8 protein-coding genes are annotated in these 11082 nt (G+C 69.5%); 6 read left to right on the top strand and 2 right to left on the bottom strand.

The annotated features are described in order from the left end of the window. Position 1 precedes the first annotated feature (1 nt). The 5 genes from VFF46_RS06275 to VFF46_RS06255 all read left to right on the top strand — a co-directional run bounded on the left by VFF46_RS06275 (position 2) and on the right by VFF46_RS06255 (position 8616). On the top strand, positions 2-505 hold the full coding sequence (locus tag VFF46_RS06275; protein ID WP_325036066.1) for an RNA polymerase sigma factor: 504 nt from the start codon (positions 2-4) through the stop codon (positions 503-505). Between the two features lie 16 nt (positions 506-521). Then, entirely contained in the window at positions 522-1544 is a 1023-nt protein-coding gene (locus VFF46_RS06270) for a hypothetical protein (RefSeq protein WP_325036065.1), read from the top strand. Positions 1545-1635: 91 nt separating this feature from the next. Further along, positions 1636-3153, top strand: a complete 1518-nt coding sequence (locus VFF46_RS06265; RefSeq protein ID WP_325036064.1) for a family 43 glycosylhydrolase — start codon at positions 1636-1638, stop codon at positions 3151-3153. Next, a complete protein-coding gene (locus tag VFF46_RS06260) occupies positions 3150-5270 on the top strand; it encodes a hypothetical protein (RefSeq protein ID WP_325036063.1) in 2121 nt (706 codons plus the stop codon). Before VFF46_RS06265 ends, VFF46_RS06260 begins: the two co-directional genes overlap by 4 nt. A 25-nt stretch (positions 5271-5295) precedes the next feature. Then, entirely contained in the window at positions 5296-8616 is a 3321-nt protein-coding gene (locus VFF46_RS06255) for a DUF2961 domain-containing protein (protein ID WP_325036062.1), read from the top strand. Here the strand turns inward: VFF46_RS06255 and VFF46_RS06250 are convergent. Beyond that, on the bottom strand, positions 8603-9478 hold the full coding sequence (locus VFF46_RS06250; RefSeq protein ID WP_325036061.1) for an alpha/beta hydrolase: 876 nt from the start codon (positions 9476-9478) through the stop codon (positions 8603-8605). The genes VFF46_RS06255 and VFF46_RS06250 overlap by 14 nt on opposite strands. A gap of 146 nt (positions 9479-9624) precedes the next feature. On the opposite strand from VFF46_RS06250, the gene VFF46_RS06245 reads away from it, so the two are divergent. After that, positions 9625-10377, top strand: coding sequence for a ParA family protein (locus tag VFF46_RS06245; protein WP_325036060.1), 753 nt, complete (start codon positions 9625-9627; stop codon positions 10375-10377). Here VFF46_RS06245 and VFF46_RS06240 read toward each other — a convergent pair. Continuing rightward, a partial coding sequence (locus tag VFF46_RS06240) for a DUF4349 domain-containing protein (protein WP_325036059.1) occupies positions 10371-11082 on the bottom strand: 712 nt, incomplete at its 5' end. The genes VFF46_RS06245 and VFF46_RS06240 overlap by 7 nt on opposite strands.

Below are 11082 nucleotides of genomic sequence, written 5' to 3'. Positions count from 1 at the left end.
GGTGGGGGTTGCGGGGCCGCCGGGGGACGGGCCGGGGTTTGCGGCGTGGGTTCGGCCTTGGGTGGGGGCTATGGCGCGGTTGGCCGGGCGGTTGGCGGTGGGGGTGGAGCGGGACGACGTGGTGCAGGAGGCGTTGGCGCGGGCGTGGGCGAAGCGGCACCAGTACGACGCTTCGCGGGGTACGCCGGCCGCGTGGTTGCTGGCGATCACCGCGGATCAGGCGCGCAAGGCGGTACGGCGGACCCGGCCGGGGCTGGTCGCGCTCTGGGACGTGGAGGTCGACCGGCGTGTGCAGGACCGGCCGGATCTGGACGCCCGGATGGATGTGGAGGACGCGGTGGCGGGGCTGCCGGCGCGGCAGCGGCTGGCGGTGGACTGCTACTACTTCGCGGATCTGTCGATCGCCGAGACGGCCGCGGTGATGGGGTGCTCCGAGGGCACCGTGAAGTCGACGTTGTCGGACGCCCGCGCCCGGCTCCGCGTCCGGCTGGAGGTCAGCGAATGAGTATGGAGGCTGTGCGATGAATCCCGTCGACGAGATGGACGACCTGCTCAACCGCGCGGGCGCCCGCTGGCGGGCCGACCAGCAGCCGCCGCCCGAGCCGGATCTGGACTTCATCCTGAACGGCGGCCGGAAACGCCGCCGCCGCTGGGTACCGGCGGTCGCGGCCGCGAGCGTGGCGGCGATCGCGATCGGCGTCATCGCCGTACTGCCGAAGCACGACAGCCCCACCGCGCAAGCCCCTGCCCGGAGCGCGAACGACGACCTCCTGGTCCACGACGGCGACCAGGTCCGGGCGAAAGGCCCCGTGGTCATCGCCCCAGGGAAGGAGCCAGTCCTGTGTGCTCCGGTACCGATACCGGTGCCGGAGGCGCCCGACAAGCTGCCGCCGCCGAACTGCCCGGCGCAGTACGCCGTCACGCTGAAAGGCTTCGACGCAGCCGAGCTCCGCGACCCGCGAATCACCGACGGCATCCGCACCGGGTACGCCGAGCTGACCGGGACCTGGAGTGCCCGCACCATCGACGTCCACACCCAGACGGTTCCGCCGGTCCGGCCCGCCCCGACGGGAGCGAACATTCCGGCGGAACAGGTGCCCTGCCCGGCACCCGCCGGCGGGTGGTCGACCGCACCGAACGAGCTCGACAAGGTCGCGGTCTCGCGCTTCCTCAACTCTCGCCAGGATCAGATCGCGGGCCCGGTCGTCCGGTATCCGCAAGGTGGACGCGCGGGCGCACCCCAGGTGCTGGAGATCGGCGTCGTACACGGTGACCTCGCGGCGTTCCAGACCGCGTTCCAGCAGGTGTACCGCGGCAACCTGTGCGTCGTCCCGGCCAAGCTGAGTGTCACCGACCTCGACGGGATCAGCGCGAAGGTGACTGGCCTGATGACGCGGGGGCTCGGGGTGTACGGCACGGGTACGGCCGGTCTCGACAAGGTGAGCGTCAGCGCGCTGGTGTACGACGATGCGCTGAAGAACGCGCTGACCCCGATCGGCATCGACGACCTGGAACTCGGCACCACCGTGCAGCCGCTCCGGTAAGAATCTTTCGACTACGGTCGAAACGGCGGACGTCGTCGCCGTCGCGTGTCATCGTGTGGTGATCCGTTCGCCCACGGTGAGGTAGGGACGTATGGCCAAGTTTGCGACTGCTGCCGTCGGAATGGTCACGTTGGTGGTGTCGGCCTTCCTGCCGATCGCCGGGGACCAGAAAGCCGACCGTACGACGACCACGCCGGCCCTCGCGGCCGACGTACAGCTGCCGGCCCCGCCGAACACCGCGCGGAACCCGGTCCGGGAGAACGCCGCCGACCCCTGGATGGTGTTTGCCGAAGGCAACTACAACCTGCTCTACACGCACGGCGACAAACTCGTCGGAGTCGCCGCCCCCTCGGTCGACGGGCTGGCCGCCGCGCCCGAGCAGACCCTCTGGCAGCCGCCGCCGGGGGAGGCCTGCTGCAACCTCTGGGCGCCGGAGATCCATCAGCTCGACGGCAAGTGGTACCTGTACTACACCGCCGACGACGGCACGGACGCCGACCACCGGATGTTCGTCCTCGAGGCCGACCACCCGATGGGGCCCTACAGTTTCAAGGCGAAGCTCGACACCGGCAACCAGCACTCCATCGACGGCAGCATCCTGAACCTCCCCGACGGCCGCCTGTACCACCTCTGGTCGAGCGGCCGCCCCGACGGCCAGGACCTGTACATCGCCCCGATGAGCAACCCGTGGACGATCAGCGGCCCGCCCGCCCTGCTCGCGCGTCCCGACCAGCCGTGGGAGCAGAACGACCGCAAGGTGACCGAGGCCCCGAACGCCCTGATCCACAACGGCAAGGTGTACGTCTACTACTCCGGCAGCGCGTGCGAGTCGCCCGACTACGCGCTCGGCGTACTCGAACTGACCGGCACCGACCCGCTCGTCCAGAGCGCCTGGACCAAGTCCGGCCCGGTGTTCAAACGCAACGACGCCAACTGGGTCTTCGGCACCGGCCACAACGGCTTCTTCACGTCGCCGGACGGCAAGGAGACGTGGATGGTGTACCACGCGGTCACCAGCTCCAGCGGTACGCCGACCGGCAGCTGCAACACCGGCCGCGCCGTACGCATCGGCAAGGTCACCTTCGACAGCGCGGACAAACCCCAGCTCGGTACGCCGAGTGCCGCCTGGCAGACCTTCACCCTTCCGTCCGGCGACCCGGGCTCCGACATCGTTGCCGACGGCATCTACGAGCTCTCGCCGCGCAACGCGCCGACGAACCGCCTGGAAGTGGACGCCTGCTCGGCCGCCGACGCCGCGACCGTCCAGGTCTACACCCGGATCGACGCCAGCAGATGCCAGAAGTGGCGACTCAGCTACCTCGGCGACGGGTCGTACAAGTTCCTCAACAACGACAGTGGCAAGGCGCTCGACGTCGGCGGATGCTCCGGGGCGAACGGCGTCCGGGTCGACCAGTGGCCGTACTGGGGTGGTGACTGCCAGGAGTGGTACCTGGATGCCGTCGGCAACGGCTACTACAAGGTGACGTCGAAGGTCGGCGGCCGCACCCTGGACGTCGGCGGCTGCTCCACCGCCCCCGGAGCAGACGTCGACGTCTGGCCGTACTGGCAGGGCGACTGCCAGCAGTGGAAGCTGGAGAAGGTCGGATGAAGCGCTGGATCGCGGCCCTCGCCGCCGTTGCCCTGGTCGCCGTCGGACAGCACGCGACCGCCCAGGAACAGACTCAACAAGCCTTCCCGGACGTGAAGACCCGGGCCAAGGGCATCATCCCGCCGGGCGGCGTCCTCAGCTCGAAGACCGGCGGGAACACGATCGACGCCGAGCTCCGCGAGGAGACCCCGCGCGCCGACGGCCGGTACCACTACGACTCCCGCAAGCTCGTCGCGCGCCTGCAGGCAATGCACGCGAACACGTACCTGTTCGGAATCTGGGAGTCGCCGACCGACTGGGACGACCTGCGCAGTGAGTTCGCGCCGCTGGCCCGGGCGGCCGGGATCGACGTCTGGGTGGACCTGGTGCCGCCCACCGAGTGCCAGACCAACCGCCCGGAGGGCGCGTACCTCGAGGGCTACTGCTCGCGCCCGTTCAAGCTCGACTTCATCGCCTGGGCGCGGAACATCGCCACGCTGTCCCTGCAGTACCCGAACATCAAGGCCTGGCAGGTCGACGACTTCCTGGCCGGCGACAACGCGAAGCTGTTCACACCCGACTACCTGGCGCAGGTGAAGGCCACCCAGGACGCGATCAACCCGAAGCTCGGCCTGCTCACCACGATGTACCGCTGGGACTACTCCGACGCGAACCTCGACCGGCTGGCGCCGTACATCGACGGCGCGATCTTCCCGTACCTCGGTGGCTCGCAGAGCGCGAGCGACCCGCGGTACGTCGCCGCCCAGCTCGACGAGCTCCGCGCCAAGCTGAACCCGCGGCACCTCGACCTGATCCTGCTGCTCTACACCGACCGTTTCCTCGACGGCGCGCTGCCACCGACCCCGGAGGCCGTCAACGCGGAGCTGCAACAGGCGATGCCGTACGCCGCGGACGGCCGGATCGGCGGGATCATCGCGTACGGCGCGCCGGTGAACTACGACCGCCGCCCGACGATCGCCTCGAACAACCTGGCACAGACCGGCGACGGCCGGCTGAGCTTTGCCCAGGGCAACTACACGACCGCGGCCGCCGGCGGGTATGCCGAGGCCTACCAGCAGGTGAGCGTCGATCCGAACGCGGGCAGCTGGAAACTCGACTTCGCCACCTACGATCAAGTCAGCCGGACGCCGTCGAAGACCGGGAAACTCTTCAAACAGGTGCTGATCGACGACAAGGTCGTCTGGCAGTCCGACATCGCCGACGAGTTCGGCTTCACCTGGGCGCCGGCCTCGGTGGACCTGACCGCGGCGCTGAAGGGCAAGACCACCGCGAAGCTCGCGCTCCGGCTCTACACCCAGGCCGCGGCGAACTTCCCGATCGACGTCGGCTTCGACAGCCTGGTGCCGACCGGGTTCACCGTGCAGAACTTCGGCTTCGAGGACGTCAACCCGGCGACCCGGGCGTGGCAGCTCAACCAGCAGAGCCAGAGCATCGTCGGCTCGTTCGAGAAGGTCACGCCGCACCAGGCGAAGGACGTGTACGACGTGATCGCCGCGGCGTACGCCGGCGCGCCCGCTCCCGCCGTACCGACGACGCCGTCCGACCCGATCCCGAGCACCCTGCCGCGGACCGGATCGCCGTACCAGCCCGGGGGTGCGAACACGATCCAGAACAGCGCGATGTACGGCAAGGGGCGGTTGAGCCTGTTCGTACCGGAGCGGACCGCGACCGGGACCAGTACCTGCATCTGGGCCGAGCAGCGGATGGCGGTGGACCCGAACGCGCCGCGGTACGAGATCTCGTGGTGGGACTACGACGGGTACGCCAACGACCTGTACGGATACCACCTGAAGCAGGTGTCGATCGTCACGTCGAAGGGCCGGAAGCTGCTCAGCAACGTCGACGCGGCGAGCCCCCCGAAGCTGTGGATGAACGGGCAGGGCGGCTGGGGGCCGATCGACATCACCGAGTTCGCGCGGGGTGAGAGTTCTGTGGTGATGCAGTTCGCGCTCTGTGAGCAGCAGGGGGTCGGCGACTACATGATCGACGTCGGGTACGACGACATCACCGCCGTCGGGCTGACCGTGACGAACGGCGACTTCGAGCAGGGCAGTACCGGCTGGACGATCGTCAGCCCGCACCCGGGCATGCAGGCCAAGGTCATCACCGCGCCCTGACCCCACCCCAACAGGAGGCACCGCCATGCCGCCCCGTCCCCTACTCCTGCTCGCAGCCGCAGCGTTGGCCGCCCCAACCATCCCCGCTGTCGGCGTAAGCCCGCCGGCCACAGCAGCCCCCGCGCCTGCGCTCGGCAGCACGCTCGCGCGCTTCGCCGCGCCCGGCGACGCCTCCGCTCCGGCGGCTCCAGCCGTGAGCAAGGGGACGGTTGGTTGGGAGACTTTGCGCCAACTCGACCGCCTGCCGTACCTCTCGCCGGGGACCAGCACCCGCCAGTTCTCCAGCTTCGCGCGGGACGGCAGCAACGCCGACGGCGGCCCGTCCGCCTGCCTGCGCGAGACCGCGGCCGGCTGCGTGATCGCCGAGGACTCCGGCCCGGGCGAGATCGACTCGATCTGGTTCACCCGGCTGCGCAACGGCGTACCGGACGTGACCGACACCGGCCTCATCACGATCACGCTCGACGGTACGACGATCCTGAACCGTTCGCTGAAGGACGTGACCGACGGCGCGGTCGGCGCGCCGTTCGTCTACCCGCTGGTGGCAAACGCGAGCCAGGCCGGCGGCGGGTTCCAGATCAAGGTCCCGATGCCGTACAAGCAGTCGATGCAGATCGTCGTCCAGCACAACCCGAACTACTACCACGTGAACTACCGGCACTTCCCGGACGCCGACGGCATCACCACGTTCTCGATGTCCGACCCCGCGAACGACGTCCTCGACACGCTCCGGGCGGCCGGTACGACGGACCCGAAGCCGGCCGCGTCCAGTACGACGACCACCGCGCAGACGCATGCCCTGGGCAACGGCCAGGAGCTGTCGTTCGGAAGCGTGCAGGGTCCGGGCGCGATCAGTGCGCTCAAGCTCCGCTTCGTCGGCGTGAAACCGTCCGACGCGCAGCTCGCCGGGCTCCGGCTGAAGATCGCGTTCGACGGGCGGACCACGGTGGACTCGCCGGTGGGGGAGTTCTTCGGGACCGGGCTCGGCGCGTACGCCGTGAAGTCGCTGATGTTCGCCGCGGACCCGGCGCCGGGCGGCTGGTTCACCACCTGGTGGCCGATGCCCTACCGCGAGTCCGCGACCGTGTCGCTGGTGAACCAGAGCGGCGCCGCGATCGGCGACGTCGAGGTGCAGCTGAGCAGCGCGCCCGACCAGAAGTGGGCGACCGACCTGCAGCCGGGTGGTCCGGCGGCGTACTTCACGGCGGTGTCCAACCGCGGCCGGACGTCCTGGGGTGACGACTGGCAGGTTGCGAACCTGACCGGGCGCGGCAAGCTCGTCGGCGTCGCGCAGACGATGTCGATCGGCGCCGAGATGGGCACGAACCGCGGGTACCTCGAGGGCGACGAGCGGGTGTACATCGACGGCTCGATGTCGCCGCAGCAGCACGGCACCGGGACCGAGGACTTCTACGAGGGCGGCTGGTACTTCGCCGGCGGACCGTTCAGCCGGGCGTTCACCGGCAACACGGCGCACGAAGTGCAGGCGGCGGGATGCGCGCGCGAGTGCGACGCCGTCTACCGGCTCCTGCTGAACGAGTCGATGTCGTACGACTCGTCGTTCCGCTTCGGGATCGAGCACGGCCAGCAGAACGACTGGATCGCGGACTACGGCTCGACGGGCTTCCTCTACACCCAGCCGACCGTCAGCACGCGGGAGACGGACGCGGTCGAGGTTGGTGACGCCGGATCGCGAACGGCGCACGGGTACGCCGACGGCGGTACGGAGGCGGCGTTGACGAGTGTGGCCGACGGCGATCTGGACTACCTGCCGATGACGGGCCGGGTGCGTTCGGGGACGAGCCCGATCAGTTTCCGGCTCTCGGTCGACGCGGCCAATCTCGGCGTACTGCTGCGTAGAACGTCGGACCAGGCGGCGGCCTACCAGGAGGCGGCCGTCAGCGTTGACGGCGTACCGGTGGGGACCTGGCGGCAGCCGTTGGGGAACGGGACGATGCGGTGGCTCACGGACGAGTTCCCGCTGCCGGCGTCCGCGACCGCGGGGAAGAGCAGCGTGCAGGTGACGCTCACGCCGACCGGTCCTGCCTGGACTGCCTCGCGTTATCTCGCCGCCAGCATCGTCCCGCCGTACGCGTCCACCGGCTCTGACGTTCCTTCCAGCGTTGTCGCGACTCCACGCGTGCATTCGGTGCTGCTGAACTGGAACGCCGCGCTCGGGGCGACGTCGTACCGGATCTACTCCTCGACCAGCGCGGACGTCCCGATCACGGCGGCGAACCTGGTCGGTACGTCGCCGGTGCCGGCGTACCTGCACAAGGCGGTCCGCGGTACGCACTACTACAAGGTGATCGCGGTGGACGCCGCCGGGAACGCGAGCGCACCGACGGCCGCGCTCACGGCGGCTCCACGACCGGCGACCGTGTCGGACGTCAACGGGGACGGCAAGGACGACGTGGTCACGTTCACCCGCGGCGACACTGCCGATGTATACGTATCCACCTCGACCGGATCCCGGTTCGAGGGGGACGGGCAGCTCTGGCACCCGTCGTTTGCCCCCGGCAACGAGATCCCGCAGACCGGGGACTTCAACGGGGACGGGCGGGACGACATCATCACGTTCACCCGCGGGACCAAGCACGAGGTGTGGGTCGCGTTGTCGAACGGCGTGAACGGCTACCTGCCCGCGCAACGCTGGCATACGTTCTTCGCGCTGGACGGCGAGGTCCCGATGGTCGGCGACTTCAACGGCGACGGCAAGGACGACATCGTCACGTTCACGCTCGGGACGACCCACGACGTGTATGTGTCGCTGTCCGACGGGACGAAGTTCGTGCAGACGAGCTGGCTGTGGCACGGCGACTTCGGGTTGCCCGGCGAGGTACAGGACGTCGGTGACTTCGACGGCGACGGGCGGGACGACATCGCCACGTTCACGCGGGGGACGACGGCCAGCGTGTACGTCGCGCTGTCCGACGGGAAGTCGTTCCTCGGCACCGGGTGGAAATGGCACGGGCACTTCGCGGTCGGCACCGAGACGCCGGACGTCGGCGACTACAACGGCGACGGCCGCGACGACATCTCCACCTTCACCGGCGGCACGGCGGGGGACGTGTACGTCGCGACGTCGACCGGCGGGTCGTTCACGGGCGACGGGGACCTGTGGCACAGCTCGTTCGCGTTCAACGCCGAAGTACCGGGATCGGGAGACTTCAACGGGGACGGGCTGTCCGACATCGTCACGTTCACCCGCGGTACGGCGGCCGACGTGTACGTCGCCACGTCCAACGGCCACGACTTCGTACCGGATCCACAGGCACCGCTCTGGCACGACCACTTCGCCGAGGGCACCGAGTGGCCGGCGCCCTCGGCGCTCAGACCGTCCTGAGGCTCGGGTAGTCGTGGAAGAAGTCGACGAGCATCCGGGCGGTCTTCGCGGGCTGGTCGATCGCCGGTGAGTGACCGGCGTCCGGGATGACCTCGGCCTGAAGACCCAGCGCGGCAGCCATCGCCTGCTGCGCTGGGATCGGCCATCCGTCGTCGGAGGCGCCGTGCAGGACCTGCTTCCGGACGGAGGTCTTCGCCAGCTGCTCGGTCTTGTCCTCCGCGTCGGTCAGCCGCCGGGTGATCTCGGCCAGACTGGTCGGGACGTTGCTGGTGAAGCGCTTGCGGAGGAACGCCGCGACCTCCGCGGGCGGAGCGACGTACCCGGGGGTCTCGCTGTCGTGGGCGAGCTTCATGTCGTACACCTGCTCGATCGGGAGGTTCTCCAGCCCGTACGCGAGCATCTGCAGGCTCTGCAGCGTCGCCTCGTCGGTGAACGCGGACGGGCCCGAGCAGAGCAGGCTGATCGTGGAGAACACCGACGGATCGGTCAGCACCGCCTCCCGTGCCACGAGCCCGCCGAACGAGTGCCCCACCAACTGGCTGAACCCGCCGAGCGCCTTGCTCATCGCGACCACGTCCGCGCCCAGCTCGGCCAGCGAGTACGCCGACTTGTCGGACGGCCCGGTGGTTTCGTACTGGCCGCGCTGGTCGACGGCGACCGTACGCCAGCCGTAGCGGCACAGGTGGTCGACCAGCGGCGTGAAGTCCTCCTTGCTGCCCGTCCAGCCCGGCACCAGCAGCACCGTGCCCAGCGGCGTACCGATCGACGGCACGGCGGTCAGCGTGGCGAACGCGCCGCGCTCGGTCTCGAGTGTCACGGGGCGCACCCCGTCGGGCAGCGTCAACGTACGCGGCGTACTCACAGGCAGAAAGAATAACCGGTCCGCGTACCGAAGAACGGGTAATGGCCGGCCTGAGAGCCGCCTGGGGCGCGCGTCTGAGCGTGCCGGTCGGCGGCGAAGCCGACCACTACCCGTCCTTCGGTACAGCAGTACGGCACAATGGCCGCGTGCCTCGCACTCTCGCGGTCGCGAATCAGAAAGGCGGCGTGGCCAAGACCACCACGGTCGCCACGCTCGGCGCGGCCTTGGCCGAGCTCGGCCTCCGCGTGCTGCTGGTCGACCTGGACCCGCAGGCCTGTCTGACCTTCTCGGTCGGCATCGACCCGGAGGACCTGGACAAGTCCGTCCACCACGTACTGCTCGGCGGTGTGCGCGCGCACGACGTACTGATCGAGTTCGAGGACGGCCCGGACCTGCTGCCCGCGACGATCGCGTTCGCGACCGCGGAGGTGCAACTGGCCCGGGAGAGCGGCCCGGAACAGGTCCTGCGGACCGCGCTGCGCCCGCTGCGGTCGGCGTACGACTGGATCATCGTGGACTGCCCGCCGACCCTCGGCCTGCTCACCGTCAACGGTCTGTCCGCCGCGTCCGACGTGCTGATTCCCTTGCAGTGCGAGACCCTGGCACATCGTGGCGTAGGGCAACTACTCGACACCGTGCATGACGTGCAGCGGCTGACGAACCCCGGTCTGCACGTGCTCGGCGTGCTGCCGACGCTGTACGACGGCCGGACGACGCACGCGCGCGCCGTGCTGGAGACGATCGCGGACACGTACTCGCTGGACGTGCTGCAACCGGCGATCCCGAAGTCGATCCGGTTCGCGGAGGCCCCGGCGATCGGCGAGACCGTGCTCAGTACGGCGCCGGCCTCGCCCGGTGCGAAGGCGTACCGGGCGCTGGCCGGCGCACTCGCTCACTGACTGGCGGGCTGCTTCCTCAGTTTGTGACGGAAGCGCCACAGCGGTACGGCGATGATCGCGAGCAGGACGAGGAACGGGAGCAGCGCGCCGACCGCCATCGCCAGAGCGGCGAACGTAGCCGTGAAGGCGTGCCAGCCGCCCTTCAACCCGGCCACGAAACCCTTGTCGGGCTTCGCGGGCTGGACCGGGGCCTTGCCCTTCTCGGTCAAGGTCAGCGTGAGGGTCGCCAGATCGGTCTGCAGGGCGAGGTTCTTCTGCTTGGCCAGCAGGGCTTCCAGGTCGGACTCGCGGCGGGTGAGCTCGCTCTCGACCGAGACGATGTCGCCGATCGTGTTCGCCTTCGTCATCAGCACCCGCATCCGATCCAGGCTGGCGCGCTGCGACTCGATCCGGCTGGCGACGTCCACCACCTGCTCGGTAACGTCGTCCGACTGCTGCTGGATCTGCAGACGCTTGCCCAGACCCGACAGCTGCTGGATCGCGGTCTCGAACGACTTCGTCGGCACCTTGAGGACGAGGTTCGACCGGGTGATGTTCCCGTCCGGGTCGCTCCCGGTGTCCTCGGACGCAACCTGCCCGTCCAGCCCCGCGATCACAACAACCGCCTTCTGCCGCATTGCCACCACGTCGTCCCCCTCGACCGTCAGCGACCCAGTCTTGACAATCGCCCGCGCAATAGACGGATCCCCCTGCCCACCACCCACC

This window comes from Kribbella sp. (assembly GCF_035655035.1).
GTDB lineage: Bacteria > Actinomycetota > Actinomycetes > Propionibacteriales > Kribbellaceae > Kribbella.
Note: the sequence above shows the minus strand (reverse complement) of the source record. Positions and strands in the feature narration are given on the sequence as shown.

Coding starts and splice junctions, on each gene's coding strand:
- VFF46_RS06270 (WP_325036065.1), top strand. CDS start 522: ATGAATCCCGTCGACGAGATGGACGACCTGCTCAACCGCGCGGGCGCC.
- VFF46_RS06265 (WP_325036064.1), top strand. CDS start 1,636: ATGGCCAAGTTTGCGACTGCTGCCGTCGGAATGGTCACGTTGGTGGTG.
- VFF46_RS06260 (WP_325036063.1), top strand. CDS start 3,150: ATGAAGCGCTGGATCGCGGCCCTCGCCGCCGTTGCCCTGGTCGCCGTC.
- VFF46_RS06255 (WP_325036062.1), top strand. CDS start 5,296: ATGCCGCCCCGTCCCCTACTCCTGCTCGCAGCCGCAGCGTTGGCCGCC.